General features: G+C 59.5%; 17 protein-coding genes. 13 read left to right on the top strand and 4 right to left on the bottom strand.

Going from position 1 to position 20,333, the window contains the following annotated elements:
- Nucleotides 1-116: 116 nt before the first annotated feature.
- From CLU80_RS06300 to gap, 3 genes are all read right to left on the bottom strand, one after another.
- A complete protein-coding gene (locus tag CLU80_RS06300) occupies nucleotides 117-1,082 on the bottom strand; it encodes a FecR family protein (protein ID WP_099756997.1) in 966 nt (321 codons plus the stop codon).
- Nucleotides 1,083-1,207: 125 nt separating this feature from the next.
- Complete coding sequence (locus CLU80_RS06295; RefSeq protein WP_093430467.1) at nucleotides 1,208-1,726, bottom strand: RNA polymerase sigma factor; 519 nt, start codon at nucleotides 1,724-1,726, stop codon at nucleotides 1,208-1,210.
- A gap of 190 nt (nucleotides 1,727-1,916) precedes the next feature.
- The gene (gap, locus tag CLU80_RS06290; protein ID WP_099756996.1) at nucleotides 1,917-2,918 is read right to left on the bottom strand and encodes a type I glyceraldehyde-3-phosphate dehydrogenase; all 1,002 of its coding nucleotides are present in this window, start codon (nucleotides 2,916-2,918) and stop codon (nucleotides 1,917-1,919) included.
- A gap of 220 nt (nucleotides 2,919-3,138) precedes the next feature.
- Here gap and edd point away from each other — a divergent pair, with 220 nt between their 5' ends.
- From edd to CLU80_RS06230, 11 genes are all read left to right on the top strand, one after another.
- Complete coding sequence (gene edd, locus CLU80_RS06285) at nucleotides 3,139-4,965, top strand: phosphogluconate dehydratase (RefSeq protein WP_093430466.1); 1,827 nt, start codon at nucleotides 3,139-3,141, stop codon at nucleotides 4,963-4,965.
- Entirely contained in the window at nucleotides 4,962-5,921 is a 960-nt protein-coding gene (locus CLU80_RS06280) for a glucokinase (RefSeq protein ID WP_099756995.1), read from the top strand. The genes edd and CLU80_RS06280 overlap by 4 nt, the downstream gene beginning before the upstream one ends.
- Before the next feature lie 179 nt (nucleotides 5,922-6,100).
- Nucleotides 6,101-6,832 carry a response regulator gene (locus CLU80_RS06275; RefSeq protein WP_003227460.1) on the top strand — a complete coding sequence of 244 codons (732 nt, stop codon included), beginning with the start codon at nucleotides 6,101-6,103 and terminating at the stop codon, nucleotides 6,830-6,832.
- On the top strand, nucleotides 6,822-8,291 hold the full coding sequence (locus CLU80_RS06270) for an ATP-binding protein (RefSeq protein WP_099756994.1): 1,470 nt from the start codon (nucleotides 6,822-6,824) through the stop codon (nucleotides 8,289-8,291). The genes CLU80_RS06275 and CLU80_RS06270 overlap by 11 nt, the downstream gene beginning before the upstream one ends.
- Before the next feature lie 311 nt (nucleotides 8,292-8,602).
- Nucleotides 8,603-9,862 carry a D-mannose isomerase gene (locus tag CLU80_RS06265; RefSeq protein ID WP_099756993.1) on the top strand — a complete coding sequence of 420 codons (1,260 nt, stop codon included), beginning with the start codon at nucleotides 8,603-8,605 and terminating at the stop codon, nucleotides 9,860-9,862.
- Nucleotides 9,863-9,992: 130 nt separating this feature from the next.
- Entirely contained in the window at nucleotides 9,993-11,294 is a 1,302-nt protein-coding gene (locus CLU80_RS06260; RefSeq protein ID WP_016983700.1) for an ABC transporter substrate-binding protein, read from the top strand.
- Nucleotides 11,295-11,451: 157 nt separating this feature from the next.
- Complete coding sequence (locus tag CLU80_RS06250) at nucleotides 11,452-12,360, top strand: carbohydrate ABC transporter permease (protein WP_007917874.1); 909 nt, start codon at nucleotides 11,452-11,454, stop codon at nucleotides 12,358-12,360.
- Nucleotides 12,353-13,198, top strand: coding sequence for a carbohydrate ABC transporter permease (locus CLU80_RS06245; protein WP_093430462.1), 846 nt, complete (start codon nucleotides 12,353-12,355; stop codon nucleotides 13,196-13,198). The genes CLU80_RS06250 and CLU80_RS06245 overlap by 8 nt, the downstream gene beginning before the upstream one ends.
- A 2-nt stretch (nucleotides 13,199-13,200) precedes the next feature.
- Nucleotides 13,201-14,361, top strand: a complete 1,161-nt coding sequence (locus CLU80_RS06240) for an ABC transporter ATP-binding protein (RefSeq protein WP_095048187.1) — start codon at nucleotides 13,201-13,203, stop codon at nucleotides 14,359-14,361.
- Between the two features lie 191 nt (nucleotides 14,362-14,552).
- On the top strand, nucleotides 14,553-15,902 hold the full coding sequence (locus CLU80_RS06235) for a carbohydrate porin (protein WP_093430461.1): 1,350 nt from the start codon (nucleotides 14,553-14,555) through the stop codon (nucleotides 15,900-15,902).
- 113 nt (nucleotides 15,903-16,015) lie between these two features.
- Nucleotides 16,016-16,870 (top strand): D-hexose-6-phosphate mutarotase, encoded by an 855-nt coding sequence (locus CLU80_RS06230; protein ID WP_093430701.1) that lies wholly within the window; start codon nucleotides 16,016-16,018, stop codon nucleotides 16,868-16,870.
- A 208-nt stretch (nucleotides 16,871-17,078) separates the two neighbouring features.
- On the opposite strand, the gene CLU80_RS06225 is transcribed toward CLU80_RS06230, so the two are convergent.
- Complete coding sequence (locus tag CLU80_RS06225) at nucleotides 17,079-17,939, bottom strand: MurR/RpiR family transcriptional regulator (protein WP_171057240.1); 861 nt, start codon at nucleotides 17,937-17,939, stop codon at nucleotides 17,079-17,081.
- A gap of 226 nt (nucleotides 17,940-18,165) precedes the next feature.
- Between CLU80_RS06225 and zwf the strand changes: the two genes are divergently transcribed.
- Both zwf and pgl read left to right on the top strand, forming a co-directional pair.
- Nucleotides 18,166-19,632, top strand: coding sequence for a glucose-6-phosphate dehydrogenase (zwf, locus tag CLU80_RS06220; RefSeq protein WP_064119140.1), 1,467 nt, complete (start codon nucleotides 18,166-18,168; stop codon nucleotides 19,630-19,632).
- A complete protein-coding gene (gene pgl, locus CLU80_RS06215; protein WP_095048185.1) occupies nucleotides 19,619-20,329 on the top strand; it encodes a 6-phosphogluconolactonase in 711 nt (236 codons plus the stop codon). The genes zwf and pgl overlap by 14 nt, the downstream gene beginning before the upstream one ends.
- Nucleotides 20,330-20,333 lie beyond the last annotated feature (4 nt).

Genomic DNA, 20,333 nt, shown 5'->3' with positions numbered 1-20,333 from the left:
CGCTCCGTGTCGCACGAATCTTTATAGGGGCTGATTGGCTTCGCGTGTTGCGAATCAATTGCATTGGCTATAACGAGACGTACTGACGTTGGCTATCGAGTAAAAATAATTCTCATTTAGTTCAGGATGACCAAGGCGGGGAATTCTTTCAGTTGCGCCGAGGTGATGTGCGCGAGGGAACGGACCACGTCGAGCGGCTGGTCGAGTCGGTAATTGCCGGTTACGGCGACGTCGGCCAACTGCTCGTTGGTGTTGATGATCCAGCCCGGATAGTAGCGGCGCAATTCGGCCAGCACCTGATTCAGCGGGCAGTTCTCGAACACCAGTCGGCCCTGGACCCAGGCCAGGTCCGTGTTGGCATCGAGTTTGGCCGGGCGGTCGAAACCGTTGGGGCCGATGCGGATGCTCTCACCGGCAGTCAGACGCACGCGGGCGTCGTTGTGCGTGGCGCGCAAATCGACGTCGCCGCGCTGCACATTGACCTGCGCGACGCCATCGAGATAACGCACGGCGAACGCGGTATCGCGCACGCTGGCGGTGACCGGGCCGGCATCGATTTCCAGCGGTTGACTGCGGCCGCTGGCGATCTCGAAAAACGCTTCGCCCTGAAACAACCGGGCAACACGCTGTTGATCGTTGATGGTGCTGGAGAATGCCGAATTGGTATTGAGCAGGACTTTCGAGCCGTCCTCCAGTTGCAGACGCTGGCGCTCGCCAACCACCGTGAGGTGATCGGCCTGAAGGCGCATCGGCAAGTTGCTGAAACTGAACAAACCGAGGATCAGCACGGCGGCAGTGGCCAGTGGTTTCCAGTGCGGACGCAGACGCTTGAGAAAAGTGACCTTCGCAGGTTTGGCCGCCAGGCTTTGCGCGCATTGGGCGACTTGCGGGCCATCCCAGATCGCCTGGGCCTTGGCGAACGCTTCGGCATTCAACGGATCGGCCGCCAGCCAGGCATGAAATTGCCGGGTCTGCTCCTCGTCCGGGCTGCCGAGCACGATGAGCCAGTCCAAAGCCTGGTCCATTGCGTTGGCAGCGTCCTGCACCGAATCCGGCGAAGGCGAGCGGTGGGTGTCCGTCACGGTGTTTCCTCGGCAGTGTCTGCGCACGGCTGTTTTTTTAAGTGAAGCGTGAAAGTCGGGCAAGGGTAACAAAGCCCGATGATCCGTGCAGGCGATCCTGGCACTTACAGAAAAGGCCTACGACCTCAGTCGCCATTCAGACGCTCGGCGACGCCGATACAAATGCTCATGATCAGCTTCAGTTCTTTTTGCACGGTGCTGAGGGAAACATTCAGCTCATCGGCGATTTCCTGATAACTGTTTCCGTGCAAACGGCTGAGGATGAAAATCTGTTGCTGGCGGGGGCTGAGTTGACTGAGGCTCACGTTCAGGCGCTCCAGCATCTGTTCGGCGTGGGCGGCGTCTTCGGCGCTGCTGGCAGGGGCGGCGACGCTGTGCACGACATCCTGCGGCACATCATCGACCATGGTTCGCGAATGGATCTTGCGCGCACGCAAGTGATCCAGCGCCAGATTGCGTGCGGTCTGGAAGACAAAAGGTTCGAGGTGATCGATGGCCCGCTCGCTCAACGCCCGCGTCACGCGCAGGTAGGTCTCCTGCAACAGGTCTTCAGCGGTGCTGTGATTGTTGACCATCCGTTCCAGCGTACGCAGCAAGGATGTGCGCTGGGTGAGGAAAACGTGGTTGAAGCGCGATTGACTCACGGGAGGACCTGATCGATTTCAAGCGAATGATAATGCTTATCATCTAGTCGAATGGTCAAGTGTTGATTTCAAATTGAAATCGAAACCCTGTGGGAGCGAGCTTGCTCGCGAAGGCGTAGTGTCAGCCAATTCAACTAGCGACTGACCCACCGCTTTCGCGAGCAAGCTCGCTCCCACAGGGATAGGGGGATTACTCGGCGTTACACAGCGCCAGGCAGTTATCCAGCATACGGTTGGAGAAGCCCCACTCATTGTCATACCAGGCCAGCACTTTCAGCAGTTTGCCGCTGGCTTTGGTGTGGTTGGCGTCGAAGATCGACGACAACGGGTTGTGGTTAAAGTCACTGGACACCAGCGGCAGGGTGTTGAAGCCGAGAATCTTCGAATGTTGGCTCGCAGCTTTCATCAGCGCGTTGACTTCCTCGGCGCTGGCTTCTTTTTTCAGCTGCACGGTCAGGTCCACCAGCGACACATTGATCACCGGCACCCGCACGGCCATGCCGGTCAATTTGCCCGCCAGTTCCGGCAGCACCAGGCCCACCGCTTCAGCCGCGCCGGTCTTGCTCGGGATCATGTTCTGTGTGGCCGAGCGCGCGCGGTACGGGTCGGTGTGATAGACGTCAGTGAGGTTCTGATCGTTGGTGTAGGCGTGAATGGTGGTCATCAAACCGCTTTCGATCCCCAGCTCGCGGTGCAGCACTTGCGCCACTGGCGCCAGGCAGTTGGTGGTGCACGAAGCGTTGGAGATGATCTGGTGCGACTGGCGCAGAATGTCGTGGTTCACACCATATACAACCGTGGCGTCGGCACCTTTGGCCGGCGCCGAGATGATCACTTTGCGTGCGCCGGCAGTAATATGCGCGGCCGCTTTGGCGCGATCGGTAAAGAGACCGGTGCATTCGAACACCACATCAATCTTTTCCGCCGCCCATGGCAATTCGGCCGGGTTGCGAATCGCGCTGACCGCAATGCGGTCGCCGTTGACGGTCAGACTTTCGTTGTCATGCTCGACCTGAGCGTCGAACGTGCCGTGAACGGTGTCGTATTTGAGCAGATGAGCATTGATCGAGCTGTCGCCCAGATCATTGATGGCGACGATCTGCAGATCCTGTCGATAGCCTTGGGTATACAGTGCGCGCAGGACATTACGGCCGATGCGGCCAAAACCATTGATTGCGATTCGAAGAGTCATGGAACAGCGCCGCCGTCGTTTTGTTGTTGGAATTACAAGATTATTCGCATAAAAATAGAAAACAAGCCTTTTTAGTGGCAATATTTTGTTTTATCTACAACGAGTGACCTGAATCAACTGGTCCGAATGGTCAAAAAAGCCGTCTGTCATTCCAACAACAACGGCGTTTGATCAGCATAGACAATCAGGTCGCCACATCCGTTAGCCTGGAGTTCTACACATGCATCCCCGCGTCCTTGAGGTCACCGAACGGCTTATCGCCCGCAGCCGCGCCACGCGTCAGGCTTACCTTGCACTGATTCGCGGCGCCGCCACCGACGGGCCGATGCGCGGCAAGCTGCAATGCGCCAACTTCGCCCACGGCGTGGCCGGTTGCGGCAGCGAAGACAAGCACAGCCTGCGGATGATGAACTCGGCGAACATCGCCATTGTTTCTTCGTATAACGACATGCTCTCGGCGCACCAGCCGTACGAAGTGTTCCCGGAACAAATCAAGAATGCCCTGCGCGAAATCGGCTCGGTCGGCCAGTTCGCTGGCGGTACGCCGGCGATGTGCGACGGTGTGACCCAAGGCGAGCCGGGCATGGAACTGAGCCTGCCGAGTCGCGAAGTGATCGCCATGTCGACCGCCGTGGCGCTGTCGCACAACATGTTCGACGGCGCACTGATGCTCGGCATCTGCGACAAGATCGTGCCGGGCCTGATGATGGGGTCGCTGCGTTTCGGTCACCTGCCGACGATTTTCGTCCCGGGCGGGCCGATGGTCTCGGGGATTTCCAACAAGGAAAAAGCCGACGTCCGTCAGAAGTACGCCGAAGGCAAAGCCACCCGCGAAGAGCTGCTGGAATCGGAGATGAAGTCCTACCACAGCCCGGGTACCTGCACCTTCTACGGCACCGCCAACACCAACCAGTTGCTGATGGAAGTCATGGGCCTGCACTTGCCGGGCGCCTCGTTCGTCAACCCGAACACGCCGCTGCGTGATGCGCTGACCCGTGAAGCCGCGCACCAAGTCACGCGTCTGACCAAACAAAATGGCAACTTCATGCCGATCGGTGAAATCGTCGACGAGAAGTCGCTGGTCAACTCGATTGTTGCGCTGCACGCCACCGGCGGCTCGACCAACCACACCCTGCACATGCCGGCCATCGCCATGGCGGCGGGCATTCAACTGACCTGGCAGGACATGGCCGACCTCTCCGAAGTCGTGCCGACCCTGAGCCACGTTTACCCGAACGGCAAAGCCGACATCAACCACTTCCAGGCAGCGGGCGGCATGTCGTTCCTGATCCGCGAACTGCTCGGCGCCGGGCTGCTGCACGAAGACGTCAACACCGTGCTCGGCCACGGCTTGAGCCAGTACACCAAAGAGCCGTTCCTCGATAACGGCCAGTTGGTATGGCGCGAAGGCCCGACGGACAGCCTCGACGAAAACATCCTGCGTCCAGTGGCGCGTGCGTTCTCGGCGGAGGGTGGTCTGCGCGTGATGGAGGGCAATCTCGGTCGCGGTGTGATGAAGGTTTCTGCGGTCGCGTTGGAAAACCAGATCGTCGAAGCGCCAGCCATGGTGTTCCAGGATCAGCAGGACTTGGCCGATGCATTCAAGGCCGGTTTGCTGGAGAAGGATTTTGTCGCCGTGATGCGCTTCCAGGGCCCGCGTTCCAATGGCATGCCGGAACTGCACAAGATGACGCCGTTCCTCGGCGTGCTGCAGGATCGCGGCTTCAAAGTGGCATTGGTGACTGACGGCCGGATGTCCGGCGCCTCGGGGAAAATCCCCGCAGCGATTCACGTCAGTCCGGAAGCTTATGTCGGTGGCGCTTTGGCGCGCGTGCAAGAGGGCGATATCATCCGCGTCGATGGCGTCAAAGGCACCTTGGAACTGAAGGTCGACGCCGCCGAATTTGCAGCGCGCGAACCCGCCAAAGGCCTGTTGGGCAACAACATCGGCAGCGGGCGCGAACTGTTCGGCTTCATGCGCATGGCCTTCAGCTCGGCGGAGCAGGGCGCCAGCGCCTTCACTTCTGCCCTGGAGACGCTTAATTGAAACTGGCTTTGGTCGGTGACATCGGAGGCACCAACGCGCGGTTTGCGTTGTGGAAAAACCAGCAACTGGAATCGGTTCAGGTGCTGGCCACGGCCGACCATGCCAGCCCGGAAGAGGCAATCAGCCTCTATCTGAGCGGGCTCGGTCTGGCGCCTGGTTCGATCGGTTCGGTGTGCTTGTCCGTGGCAGGTCCGGTCAGTGGTGATGAATTCAAATTCACCAACAATCACTGGCGCTTGAGTCGCACCGCGTTCTGCAAAACCTTGCAGGTCGAGCAGTTGTTGCTGGTCAACGACTTCTCGGCGATGGCGCTGGGCATGACCCGTTTGCAGCCCGGCGAATTCCGCGTGGTCTGCGAGGGCACGCCGGAGCCGTTGCGCCCGGCGGTGGTGATCGGCCCGGGCACTGGCCTTGGCGTCGGCACCTTGCTCGATCTTGGCGAGGGCCGTTTCGCGGCGTTGCCGGGCGAGGGCGGGCATGTTGATCTGCCGTTGAGCAGCCCGCGTGAAACGCAGCTGTGGCAGCACATCCACAACGAAATCGGCCATGTCAGCGCGGAAACTGCGTTGAGCGGCGGCGGTTTGCCACGGGTTTACCGGGCGATCTGTGCGGTGGATGGGCACGAGCCAACGCTTGATACCCCGGAAGCGATCACGGCGGCCGGTCTTGCGGGTGATCCGATTGCCCTGGAAGTGCTGGAGCAGTTCTGCTGCTGGCTCGGCCGTGTGGCCGGCAACAACGTGCTGACCACGGGCGCACGTGGCGGGGTGTATATCGTTGGCGGGGTGATTCCCCGGTTTGCCGATTTCTTCCTCGAAAGCGGTTTTGCCCGCAGCTTTGCTGACAAAGGCTGCATGAGCGATTACTTCAAAGGCATTCCGGTGTGGCTGGTGACAGCGCCGTATTCCGGACTGATGGGCGCGGGTGTGGCCCTCGAGCAATCCATCCCTGTCTGAAATGCAATCAAACTGTAGGAGTGAGCCTGCTCGCGATAGCGGCATATCAGTCAACCAATGTGTTGAATGCAAGACCTCTATCGCGAGCAGGCTCACTCCTACAGTTGTTTTGTGGTGTTTGTAAAATCAGTGCTTAAGGCATAATCCGCCCCAATTCCAACAACAAGGATGCCTTCGAAGTGAGCTCAGTCAACAAGTCGATATTGTTGGTCGATGACGACCAGGAAATACGCGAGTTGCTGGAAACCTACCTGACCCGCGCCGGGTTTCAGGTACGGGCCACCGCCGACGGTGCCAGTTTCCGTCAGGCCCTCAACGAGGCGCCGAGCGATCTGGTGATCCTCGATGTCATGCTGCCCGACGAAGACGGCTTCAGCCTGTGCCGTTGGGTGCGTCAGCATCCGCGTCAGGCGCAGGTGCCGATCATCATGCTCACCGCCAGTTCCGACGAAGCCGACCGCGTGATCGGTCTGGAACTCGGCGCCGACGACTACCTTGGCAAACCCTTCAGCCCCCGCGAACTGCAAGCGCGCATCAAGGCGTTGCTGCGGCGTGCGCAATTTGGACAGGAGCGCAGTGGCAGCGACGTGCTGGCCTTTGACGAGTGGCGGCTGGACATGGTCAGCCATCGCCTGTTTCACACCGATGGCGAAGAAGTAATTCTCTCCGGTGCCGACTTCGCCCTGCTGAAACTGTTCCTCGATCACCCGCAGGAAATCCTCGACCGCGACACCATCGGCAACGCCACCCGTGGTCGCGATTTGATGCCGCTCGATCGCATCGTCGACATGGCCGTCAGCCGTTTGCGCCAACGCCTGCGCGACACGGAAAAACCGCCACGGCTGATTCGTACCGTGCGCGGCAGTGGCTACCAACTGGCAGCCAACGTGGTTGCCGGCAATGGTCACTGAGTCGCTGCGCAAATTCGCCGCCAAAGTGCCGATGCCGCGTTCGCTGCTCGGGCGGATGTTGCTGCTGACGTTGCTCGCTGTGCTGTTCGCGCAGACCTTGTCGAGCGTGATCTGGGTCTCGCAACTGCGCGCTACGCAACTCGAAGGCCTGGTCACCAGCGCCCGCAGCCTCGCCCATTCGATGACCGCCAGCGTCAGTTACTTCCGCTCGTTGCCGGTGGCTTATCGGCCGTTGGTGCTCGATCAATTGCGCAGCATGGGCGGCACGCGATTCGTGGTGACGCTCAACGACAAGCCACTGGGCATGGATGTGCTACCGGTGACGCCGCGTAAAGCGGCGGTGATGAAAGCGGTCGACGAAGTGCTGCGTCAGACGCTCGGTAATGACACGGATATTTCGGTGACCTTTGTCAGCCCCGAAGATCTGCGGATTTTCAACGCCGGGCTGAAGCTTGATGAGCTGCCGCGCTCTTGGGCGCATTACGCGCTGACCCTGGAACCGGTGAATCCACCCGTGCTGGTCACGCAGATTCAAATGGCCCCGGGCGAATGGCTGTACATCGCCTCGCTGTTGCCGGAGCCGTACACCAGTCTTGAAGAGCAAGGCCTGCCATCGCAGCAGGTGTGGTTCATCGTCCTCACCAGTGGATTCCTGCTGCTGTTTATCGGCCTGCTGGTGCATTGGCAGAGCCGGCCGCTCAAGCGTCTGGCGCGGGCGGCGCGGGATTTGTCGCTGGGTGCCGACGTCGAGCCCGTGGCCGAGGGCGGCGGCAGTGAAGTGGTGGAAGTGGGGCGCGCCTTCAACACCATGCGCGAGCGCATCAGCCGTTACCTGACCGAGCGCAGCCAGTTGTTCAGCGCGATCTCCCATGACCTGCGCACGCCGATCACCCGTTTGCGCTTGCGCGTCGAATTGCTTGAAGACGAACAGCTGCAGGCCAAGTTCGGCCGTGATCTGGATGAGTTGGAACTGCTGGTCAAAGGCGCGCTGCAATGTGTGAAGGACACCGACATCCACGAGAACATCGAGCCGGTGGACTTGAACCACGTGCTCGACTGTCTGGTGGAGCCGTATCTGGCGCCGCACGGCAATGGCCGCGTGACGCAGCAGGGCAAGGCGCTGGCGGCTTATCCGGGCAAGCCGCTGGCGTTGAAACGCTGCATCGGTAACCTGATCGACAATGCGTTGAAGTACGGGCAAAACGCGCATTTGCACATCGACGACGATGAGCGCGCGTTTGTTCTGCACGTCGACGATGAAGGGCCGGGTGTTCCAGAGCAGCGGCTGGAGCAAGTGTTCGAACCGCACTTCCGTCTGGCGGGGCAGCAGCAGGGTTATGGCTTGGGGTTGGGCATCGCGCGCAATATTGCCCACAGCCATGGTGGGGAAGTGACGCTGCAGAATCTGCGTGAGGGTGGGTTGCGGGTGACCCTGCAATTGCCGCGTTCGGCGGATTGAGTCAAAGGCTTTCCCTCACCCTAGCCCTCTCCCAGGGGGAGAGGGGACCGATCGCGTTGTTCATTCGAATTGCGCCGACCTGATGCATTGAGTCGATTATGGATTCGGTACAGCTCTTTCAGGTCGGCGCAACTCTTCAGCATTCTGCGATCGGCCCCCTCTCCCTACGGGCGGTCCGACGTTTCGGGAGGGCTGGGGTGAGGGGTAGCTCTTTGTCACCGCTCAGTGACAAACCCCGCCCCCTTCGTTACAAGCCCACCCCGACCCGTTGTTTAGACTCCCCGCAGTCATAACAACAAAAAAGGCCACCCATGGATCTCTTCCACCCAGGCTTCAGCAGTTGGCTGAACGCCCCTGCTCACCAGCAATGGCTTGCCGCCGAAGGCCTGCGTCTGCTGGATTTTGCCAAGGCATCGAAACTGCCCGAAGGCTTTGGCAACCTCGACGAGCGCGGCCGTCTGTCAGCGAACGCACAAGCCGAAACCATGAACACCGCGCGCATGACCCACAGCTTCGCCATGGCCCACATTCAGGGTTTTCCGGGTTTTGCCGAATTGGTCGATCATGGCATCGCCGCCCTGCGCGGGCCGTTGCGTGATGCCCTGCACGGTGGCTGGTTTGCGGTCGCCGAACACCGCGATGACAACACCGGCAAGAACGCCTATCTGCATGCCTTCGTTGCGCTTGCGGCCAGCTCTGCGGTGGTCGCACAGCGCCCTGGCGCACAGGCGTTGCTGGATGATGCGATTGACATCATCGACACGTATTTCTGGAGCGAAGAAGAGGGCGCCATGCGCGAATTCTTCAATCGCGACTGGAGCGAAGAAGAAGCCTATCGCGGTGCCAACAGCAACATGCACGCGACCGAAGCGTTCCTTGCGCTGGCCGATGTCACTGAAGATCCGCGCTGGTTGATTCGCGCGCAACGCATCGTCGAACGCGTTATTCACGGGCACGCCGCCGCCAACGGTTACATGGTCATCGAGCACTTCGACCGCGACTGGCAGCCGCTACGCGAATACAACCACGACAATCCCGCCGACGGCTTCCGCCCTTACGGCACCACGCCGGGCCACGGTTTCGAATGGGCGCGGCTGCTGCTGCACCTCGAAGCTGCGCGGGTGCAAGCCGGCATGCTCACGCCCGGTTGGCTCGCCACCGATGCGCAAAAACTGTTCGAGAACAATTGCCGCAACGGTTGGGATGTCGATGGTCTGCCGGGCATCGTCTACACCCTCGACTGGGACAACAAAGCCGTCGTTCGCCATCGCCTGCATTGGACGCACGCCGAGGCCAGTGCCGCTGCCAGTGCTTTGCTCAAACGCACGGGTGATGCGCAATACGAAACCTGGTACCGGCTGTTCTGGGAATTCTGCGAAGTGAATTTCATCGACCGTTGCAACGGTAGCTGGCACCACGAACTCAATCCGCAAAACCTGCCAAGTGCCGATATCTGGCCGGGCAAACCCGATCTCTATCACGCCTGGCAAGCCGTGCTGATCCCTCGTCTACCCTTGTCACCGAGTATGGCAACGGCTCTGGCGCAGTTGTCCCAGAGCGTTGCCATGTGACCAATCATGTAACCATGTAGTGACATTCGCGCGTCCCTTCGTTACCTGCGAAGGGAAACGTCCTGTTTAAACTCCTGTGCAGCGCAAGCACCAGACTTGCATGCATAACAACAAGAAAGGTACATCTCAGATGAATGCGATTTCTCGCCTCGCTACTGTCATTTCTGTCGCCTCCCTGTTCCCGCTCGCAATTCTGCCTCTCAGTGTTTCTGCTGCCGAATCCAAAGGTTCGGTCGAAGTCGTGCATTGGTGGACGTCCGGTGGCGAAAAAGCTGCCGTTGATGTGCTCAAGGCCCAAGTCGAAAAAGACGGTTTCACCTGGAAAGACGGCGCTGTCGCCGGTGGTGGCGGTGCAACTGCCATGACCGTGCTGAAAAGCCGCGCAGTCGCCGGCAACCCGCCTGGCGTAGCCCAGATCAAAGGACCGGACATCCAGGAATGGGCGTCGACCGGTCTGCTCGACACTGACGTGTTGAAAGACGTCGCCAAGTCGGAAAAGTGGGACAGCCTGCTCGACAAGAAAGTCTCCGATACCGTGAAGTACGACGGTGATTACGTGGCCGTGCCGGTGAACATTCACCGTGTGAACTGGCTGTGGATCAACCCGGAAGTGTTCAAGAAAGCCGGGATCACCAAGAACCCGACCACCCTCGAAGAATTCTATGCCGCTGGCGACAAGCTGAAGGCTGCGGGCTTCATTCCGCTGGCCCACGGCGGTCAGCCTTGGCAGGACAGCACCGTGTTCGAAGCCGTGGTGCTCTCGGTCATGGGTGTCGATGGCTACAAGAAAGCCCTGGTTGACCTGGACAATGCCGCGCTGACCGGCCCGGAAATGGTCAAGGCGCTGACCGAGCTGAAGAAAGTCGCGACCTACATGGACGCCGATGGCAAAGGTCAGGACTGGAACCTGGAAGCGGCCAAGGTCATCAACGGCAAGGCCGGCATGCAGATCATGGGTGACTGGGCCAAGTCCGAATGGACCGCTGCCAAGAAAGTCGCCGGCAAGGATTACGAGTGCGTAGCCTTCCCGGGCACCGACAAGGCGTTCACCTACAACATCGACTCGCTGGCCGTGTTCAAGCAGAAGGACGCAGGCACTGCGGCCGGTCAGCAGGACATCGCCAAAGTCGTGTTGGGTGAAAACTTCCAGAAAGTCTTCAGCATCAATAAAGGTTCGATCCCGGTACGCAACGACATGTTGAACAACATGGACAAGCTCGGTTTCGACTCTTGCGCGCAAACCGCTGCCAAAGACTTCCTGGCGGACGCCAAGTCCGGCGGCCTGCAGCCAAGCATGGCGCACAACATGGCGACCACGCTGGCGGTGCAAGGCGCGTTCTTTGATGTCGTGACCAACTACATCAACGACCCGAAAGCCGACCCGGCCGACACCGCCAAGAAACTGGGCGCAGCGATCAAGTCGTCCAAATAAGCGTCGGTAGCGCAGGCTTCTCCTGTGGGAGCGAGCCTGCTCGCGAAGGCGTCGTGTCAGTTGCTCCATCCGTCGACTGACACACCGTTTTCGCGAGCAGACTCGCTCCCACAAGGGATCTCACTGTAGTTTTTTATTCCCTGTACTGGATTTCCCCATGAGTTCTGTTGCTGTGTTCAGCAAGGCCTCGCCGTTCGATGCATTGCAACGCTGGCTGCCAAAACTGGTGCTGGCGCCGAGCATGTTCATCGTGCTGGTGGGCTTCTATGGCTACATCCTGTGGACGTTCGTGCTGTCGTTCACCACCTCGACGTTCCTGCCCAACTACAAATGGGCCGGTCTGGCGCAATACGCGCGGTTGTTCGACAACGATCGCTGGTGGGTCGCGAGCAAGAACCTCGCAGTTTTCGGCGGCATGTTCATCGGCATCACCTTGGTGATTGGCGTGTTGCTGGCGGTGTTCCTCGACCAGCGCATCCGTCGCGAAGGCTTTATCCGCACCATTTACCTGTACCCGATGGCGCTCTCGATGATCGTTACCGGTACCGCTTGGAAATGGCTGCTCAACCCGGGCATGGGCCTGGACAAACTGTTGCGTGACTGGGGCTGGGAAGGCTTCCGTCTCGACTGGCTGATCGACCCGGATCGCGTGGTCTACTGCCTGGTGATCGCCGCTGTCTGGCAAGCCTCGGGCTTCATCATGGCGATGTTCCTCGCCGGCCTGCGTGGCGTTGATCAATCGATTATCCGCGCTGCACAGATCGATGGCGCGAGCATGCCGACGATCTACTGGAAAGTGGTGCTGCCAAGCCTGCGTCCGGTGTTCTTCAGTGCAGTGATGATTCTGGCGCACATCGCGATCAAGAGCTTCGACCTGGTCGCGGCGATGACCGCTGGTGGCCCGGGTTATTCCTCCGACCTGCCGGCGATGTTCATGTATTCCTTCACCTTCAGTCGCGGCCAGATGGGCATGGGCTCGGCCAGTGCGATTCTGATGCTCGGCGCGATCCTCGCGATCATCGTGCCTTACCTGTATTCCGAGCTGAGGACCAAGCGCAATGACTAGTCTCGCCGCCAAACCTGCGATCAGCCTGAGTCGCATCGCGATCTACGCGGTGCTGATCATCGCCGTACTGCTTTATCTGGTGCCGCTGGTGGTTATGTTGCTGACCAGCTTCAAGACCCCGGAAGACATCAGCACCGGCAACCTGCTGAGCTGGCCGACCGTGGTCAGCGGCATCGGCTGGGTCAAGGCCTGGGCCACGGTTGACGGTTACTTCTGGAACTCGATCAAGATCACCGTTCCGGCGGTAATCATCTCCACCGCCATCGGTGCATTGAACGGTTATGTGCTGTCGTTCTGGCGCTTCCGTGGTTCGCAGTTGTTCTTCGGTCTGCTGTTGTTCGGCTGCTTCCTGCCGTTCCAGACCGTGCTGCTGCCGGCCTCGTTCACCCTCGGCAAGATGGGCCTGGCGAGCACCACCACCGGTCTGGTGTTTATCCACGTGGTTTACGGTCTGGCGTTCACCACGCTGTTCTTCCGTAACTATTACGTGAGCATTCCGGATGCGCTGGTGAAAGCCGCACGCCTCGACGGCGCAGGTTTCTTCACGATTTTCCGCCGCATCATTCTGCCGATGTCGACGCCGATCATCATGGTCTGCCTGATCTGGCAGTTCACCCAGATCTGGAACGACTTCCTGTTCGGTGTGGTGTTCTCCAGCGGTGATTCGCAACCGATCACGGTGGCGCTGAACAACCTGGTCAACACCAGCACCGGCGCCAAGGAATACAACGTTGATATGGCAGCGGCGATGATCGCCGGCCTGCCGACCCTGCTGGTCTATGTGGTCGCAGGCAAGTATTTCGTGCGCGGGCTGACAGCCGGCGCAGTCAAGGGGTAATCATGGCAACGCTCGAACTTCGCAACGTCAACAAGACCTACGGTGCCGGCCTGCCGGACACCCTGAAGAACATCGAACTGTCGATCAAGGACGGTGAATTCCTGATCCTCGTCGGCCCGTCGGGCTGCGGCAAGTCGACCCTGATGAACTGCATCGCCGGTCTGGAAACCATCACCGGCGGCGCGATCATGATCGGCGATCAGGACGTCAGCGGCATGAGCCCGAAGGATCGCGACATCGCCATGGTGTTCCAGTCCTACGCGCTGTACCCGACCATGAGCGTGCGCGAGAACATCGAATTCGGTCTGAAGATCCGCAAGATGCCGCAGTCGGCGATCGACGAAGAAGTCGCGCGCGTCGCCAAGCTGTTGCAGATCGAACACCTGCTGAACCGTAAGCCGGGTCAACTCTCCGGTGGTCAGCAACAGCGTGTAGCGATGGGCCGTGCCTTGGCGCGTCGGCCGAAGATCTACCTGTTCGACGAACCGCTGTCCAACCTCGACGCCAAGCTGCGCGTCGAGATGCGCACCGAAATGAAACTGATGCACCAGCGCCTGAAAACCACCACGGTCTACGTGACCCACGACCAGATCGAAGCAATGACTCTGGGCGACAAGGTGGCGGTGATGAAGGACGGCATCATTCAGCAGTTCGGCACGCCAAAAGAGATCTACAACGATCCGGCCAACCTGTTCGTGGCGAGCTTCATCGGTTCGCCGCCGATGAACTTCATTCCGCTGCGCCTGCAGCGCAAGGACGGTCGTCTGCTGGCGCTGCTCGACAGCGGTCAGGCGCGTTGCGAGTTACCGATGAGCATGCAGGACGCCGGGCTTGAAGATCGCGAAGTGATCCTCGGCCTACGCCCGGAGCAAATCGTACTGGCGAACGGCGAGGGCAATGGCCTGCCGAGCATTCGCGCCGAAGTACAGGTGACCGAGCCGACCGGTCCGGACACGCTGGTGTTCGTCAATCTGAATGAAACCAAAGTCTGCTGCCGTCTGGCGCCGGATGTGGCGCCGCAGGTGGGCGAGAACCTGACACTGCAATTCGATCCATCGAAAGTGCTGTTGTTTGATGCCAACACCGGTGAGCGCCTCGGCACTGCCGGTCAACCACAGACCGATGCGCGGTCTGCGAACGTCGCCCAGTTCAAGGGGCGCTGAGGAACAGTGTAGGAGTGAGCCTGCTCGCGATGACGGTGTATCAGTCGACAGAGATGTTGAATGTAAAACCGCTATCGCGAGCAGGCTCACTCCTACAAGGAGCACGCGGTGTCCGGCCTGTCGAGCACCGCACTTTATGTAAACCGCGTTAGATAAAAACAGTTAATAACAATAAAGACGAGGATGTAGGGATGAAAAAGAAACACGTCAATGCCCGGTTGATCTGCCAAGTGTCGGCTGCGGCGGCTTTGGTGCTGGCCGGTAACGCCATGGCGGCGGATGCCTTCAGTTCCGATTCGAAATGGATGACCGGCGACTGGGGTGGCGAGCGTACCAAGCTGATCGAGCAGGGTATCGACATCAAGGCTGACTACGTTGGGGAAGTCGGTGGCAACCTGCACGGTGGCTACAACGACGACAAGACCGCGCGTTACGCTGACCAGTTCGGTCTGGGCGTGGCACTCGATCTGCAAAAGCTGTGGGGCTGGGATAACACTCAGGCGAAGATCCAGCTGACCAACCGTAACGGCTACAACATCTCCAACGACCGCGTTGGCGATCCGCGTGCCGGCACCTTGAGTTCGTCGCAGGAAGTCTACGGCCGTGGCCACATGGTGCGTCTGACCCAGTTGTGGATTCAGCACCAGTTCTTCGACAACAAGCTCGACGTCAAGGCCGGTTACTTCGGTGAAGGCGAAGACTTCAACACCTTCCCGTGCGACTTCCAGAACCTCGCGTTCTGCGGTTCGCAAGTGGGTAACTGGGCGACCAACATCTGGTACAACTGGCCGGTCAGCCAGGCCGCGATCCGTGTGAAGTACAACATCAACGACGAGCTTTACGCGCAGATCGGTGCGTACAACCAGAACCCGTCGCAGCTGGAACACGGCAACGGCTTCAAGCTCAGTGGCAGCGGCACCAAAGGTACCGTTCTTCCGGTCGAGCTGGTCTGGTCGCCGAAGGTCAACAGCCTGCCAGGCGAATACCGTGTGGGTTACTACAAGAGCACGGCCGATGCCGACGACGTTCGTGAAGACGTCAACGGTTTCGACGCAGCCACCACTGGTGATGCCTACAAAACCCACAGCAGCAAAAGCGGCTACTGGTTTGTGGCGCAACAGCAACTCACCAGCCACAACGGTGATGCTTCTCGCGGTCTGAATATTGCCGCCAACGCCACGTTCCACGACAAGGACACCAACTTCATCGACAACTACCAGTCGGTGATGTTTGTCTACAAAGGCCCGTTCGACGCGCGTCCGAAGGATGACGTCGGTATTGGCGCGGCGCGTATCCACGTTAACGATGACGTGAAGAAAAACGCCGAACTGCTGAACGCTTCCAACGGGGTTTCGGACTACGACAATCCGGTGTTCTCGCCGATTCGTGAAACCGAATACAACTACGAGATCAACTACGGCTTCCACGTCACCAACTGGCTGACCGTACGTCCTAACCTGCAATACATCACTCACCCGGGTGGTGTGGATGAAGTGGACAACGCTTTGGTCGCTGGCCTGAAAATTCAGTCTACGTTCTAACGCGTCTGCGATAAGCTCCTCTCTATGTGCGCATATTTGCGGACAGCCCAGGCTGTCCGCTTTTTTTTGGGGGCTGGCGCAGCCCGTAACAGATGAATTCGGAACCGTGGCAAATGCATGAGCATCCGCTACAACGCTTCTTCAAATCCTTGCGTGAACAACCGGTGTTCGCCTGGGAGCGCTATCAGATGCGCGACGTGTTGGTGATCGATCATCCGCTGTGTCAGGCGGTGTTCAGTCGTCAGGGCGCACAGTTGCTGCACTTTCAGCCGCGTGGGCAAAAGCCGTGGTTGTGGTGCGCGGCGAAGTGGCCGCACGTGGGTGCCATTCGCGGTGGCGTGCCGGTGTGCTGGCCGTGGTATGGCCGTCATCCCAGCGAAAACGCCTGGCCATCGCATGGTTGGGCGCGCTTGCTCGACTGGAAGTTGCTCGACAGCAGCAGCGCCGAAGACGGCGTGCGCCTGCATTGGCAATTGCAGCTGTGCGACTGGCAGGTCGACCTGCACGCGCATCTGGGCGAACGCATGGAATTACGCCTGAGTACCGAGCATCAGGACGACATGCCATGCCAGTTGAGCCAGGCTTTGCACGCTTACTGGCGTATTGGTGATGTCGGTGAGATAGCGCTGTCTGGGCTTGAAGGGGCGCAGGGCTATGACCAGTTGAACCGGCAGATTTGTCAGCAGGAAGGCGAGTTGCGAGTGGATGGCGGCTGTCAGCGGGTGTTCCAGCATGACGGTGAATTGCAGCTGAAAGATCACGCCTGGCAGCGCGAGTTGTGCATTGATACCGGTGACAGTGCGGATACGGTGGTGTGGCATCCGGGCGCGCGGCCGTTGTTGGGCGTGACGTGGGATGAGATTTCGGAGTTTGTCTGTGTGGAAGCGGCGGCGGGTGGGACTGACAGCCTGCATTTAGCGCCGGGGGAGAAGGCGCATTTGAGTTTGCAGGCGTGGGCGGCGGCTTGAGTGTGTCAAGTACACCGCTACCCTCACCCTAGCCCTCTCCCAGAGGGAGAGGGGACTGATTGCGGGATATTGGAGAGTTTCACCGAAATGAAAGATCGGCTGTGAATCCATAATCGACTCGGTCTCTCAGGTCGATGCATGACGGAAGACACGTCGGTCGGCCCCCTCTCCCACCGGGAGAGGGCTGGGGTGAGGGTGCTTTTGATCTTTAGTTGAATTCATCCCCAACCGGATACCGGCTGGCATTCAAACTCTCTTTGATCTTGCGCAGATGCGGCTGGAAATCCACCCCGCGACGCAAGGTCATACCCGTCGCCAACACATCCAGCACGGTCAACTGAATGATCCGCGATGTCATCGGCATATAGATGTCAGTGTCTTCCGGCAACGGAATGTTCAGGCTCAAGGTACTCGCCTTGGCCAGCGGCGAATTCTCCGCCGTCAAACCCAACACCGAAGCACCGTTTTCCCGAGCAATACGCGCCACTTCGACCAGCTCACGGGTGCGCCCGGTGTAGGAAATGATCACGAACAACTCACCGGTGTGCGCCACCGACGCAATCATCCGCTGCATCAGCACATCGGCATGCGCGGTCACCGCCAGGTTGAAGCGGAAGAACTTGTGCTGCGCATCCAGTGCCACCGGTGCCGAAGCGCCGAGGCCGAAGAAGTGGATCTGCCGCGCCTGAATCAACAGGTCGACGGCGCGGCTGATCAGGTTCGGGTCCAGCGCCTGACAAGCACTGTCCAGCGAGGCAATGGCACTGCCGAAAATCTTTTGCGTGTACGCCTCTGGATTGTCGTCGGCCTCGACCGCGCGGCTGACATACGCCGCGCCGCTGGCCAGACTCTGCGCCAGTTGCAGTTTGAGTTCGGGATAGCCGCTGACACCGAACGAACGGCAGAAACGGTTGACCGTCGGTTCGCTCACCGAGGCTGCCTGGGCGAGGGCGGCGATGCTGAAGCGGGTGGCCTGCTGCGGGTTGAGCAGGATCACCTCGGCGACTTTGCGTTCGGCCTTGTTCAGGTCTTCAAGGCGACTCTGGATCTGTTCCAGTAAATTTCGCACGCGGTCCATATGGAATTCCTAATTCACCTGCGCAAAGGTGCGCCGGGCTATGCAAATTGGGCCTTTGATATGGCCCGTAACGGTGGCCTATCCTACTGATGCGTCCGAGCGACCACCACTCGGAATCTGTATTTTGCGAAAATGTTGTGGTTATTACTACATTTTCCCTTGAGTGATGCCTTGAAAAAAGGTATTTGTAGCTTAACTTGATAAAAGAACAAACATCATGCCTTCGATTACGGTTGAACCGTGCACCTTTGCCTTGTTCGGCGCGCTTGGCGATCTAGCCCTGCGCAAGCTGTTTCCTGCCCTTTATCACCTCGATGGCGCCGATCTGTTGCACGAGGACACGCGCATCATCGCGTTGGCCCGTGAAGAAGGTTCCGAGCAACAGCACATGGCGTTCATCGCCGCCGAACTGCGTCGTTATGTGGGCAAAGAGCTGGACGAGGCCGTCGCTGAGCGTTTTCTCGCACGCCTGACCTACCTGCACGTCGACTTCCTCAAATCCGAAGATTACGTGGCGCTGGCCGAACTGGCTGGCAGCACGCAACGCATGATTGCCTACTTCGCCACCCCTGCGGCGGTGTACGGCGCGATCTGCGAGAACCTGGCGAAAGTCGGTCTGGCAGAAAATACCCGCGTGGTACTGGAAAAGCCGATCGGCTCCGACCTCGAATCCTCGCGCAAGGTTAACGACGCCGTGGCGCAGTTCTTCCCGGAGAACCGTACCTACCGCATCGACCACTACCTGGGCAAAGAAACCGTTCAGAACCTGATCGCCCTGCGTTTCGCCAACAGCCTGTTCGAAACCCAGTGGAACCAGAATTACATCTCCCACGTGGAAATCACCGTGGCCGAGAAGGTTGGCATCGAAGGCCGTTGGGGCTACTTCGACAAGGCCGGCCAACTGCGCGACATGATCCAGAATCACCTGTTACAGCTGCTTTGCCTGATCGCCATGGACCCGCCGGCCGACCTGTCCGCCGACAGCATCCGCGACGAAAAGGTAAAAGTGCTCAAGGCCCTGGCGCCGATCAGCCCGGAAGGCCTCACCACCCAAGTAGTGCGTGGCCAGTACATTGCCGGCCACAGCGAAGGCAAATCCGTACCGGGTTACCTCGAAGAACCGAATTCCAATACCCAGAGCGACACCGAAACCTTCGTCGCTTTGCGTGCCGATATCCGCAACTGGCGCTGGGCCGGCGTGCCGTTCTACCTGCGCACCGGCAAACGCATGCCGCAAAAACTGTCGCAGATCGTCATCCACTTCAAGGAACCGTCGCACTACATCTTCGCCCCTGAGCAGCGTTTGCAGATCAGCAACAAACTGATCATTCGTCTGCAACCGGACGAAGGCATTTCCTTGCGCGTGATGACCAAAGAGCAGGGCCTGGACAAAGGCATGCAACTGCGCAGCGGCCCGCTGCAACTGAATTTCTCCGACACCTGGCGTAGCGCGCGGATCCCCGATGCCTACGAGCGGTTGTTGCTGGAAGTGATGAACGGCAATCAGAACCTGTTTGTCCGTAAAGATGAAATCGAAGCCGCGTGGAAGTGGTGTGACCAACTGATCGCCGGGTGGAAAAAATCCGGTGACGCGCCCAAGCCGTATGCGGCCGGGTCGTGGGGGCCGATGAGCTCCATTGCATTGATCACGCGGGACGGGAGGTCGTGGTATGGCGATATCTGATGTGCAACTGCCTGCGGGCGTGAACGCTCACGAATTCAAGAGCCCGGTGTTGTTGGCCGAAGGTCTGGCGCTGAACGTCGCCAAGCAATTGAGCGACGCCATTGCTGCACGCGGCAACGCGGTGCTGGTGGTGTCCGGCGGTCGTAGCCCTGTGGCGTTTTTCCAGCACCTGGCCAAGCAGGAACTGGACTGGTCGAAGGTCGTCGTGACCCTCGCCGACGAGCGCTGGGTACCGGTTGAACATGCCGACAGTAATGCCGGTTTGCTCAAGCAATACCTGCTCAAAGGCCCGGCAGCCAAGGCGCAGTTCCTCAGCCTGTATAGCGCGGCGGCCAACGTCGAGCAGGCTGCTGAACAGGCTGATCGCTTGCTTGCCGAATTGCCGCCGATTGACGTGCTGGTATTGGGCATGGGCGATGACGGTCACACCGCGTCGCTGTTCCCCGACAGCCCGAACCTCGCCGAAGCGCTGCAGGCTGATGGCACGCGCCGTTGCTGGCCGATGCTGGCGCCAAGCGTGCCGCGTCAACGCCTGACCATGAGTCGTGCGCTGCTGGCCTCGGCCAAACACAAGATTCTGTCGATTTCCGGTCAGTCGAAACTGACCACCCTGAATGCCGCGCTGGCATCCGACGTCGCCGCCATGCCGGTGCGCGCGTTTCTGCAACCTACGTTAGAGATTTACTGGTGCCCATGAGCCA

It is taken from the genome of Pseudomonas sp. 29, from assembly GCF_002754355.1.
Classification (GTDB): Bacteria; Pseudomonadota; Gammaproteobacteria; order Pseudomonadales; family Pseudomonadaceae; genus Aquipseudomonas; species Aquipseudomonas neuropathica.
Note: the sequence above shows the minus strand (reverse complement) of the source record. Positions and strands in the feature narration are given on the sequence as shown.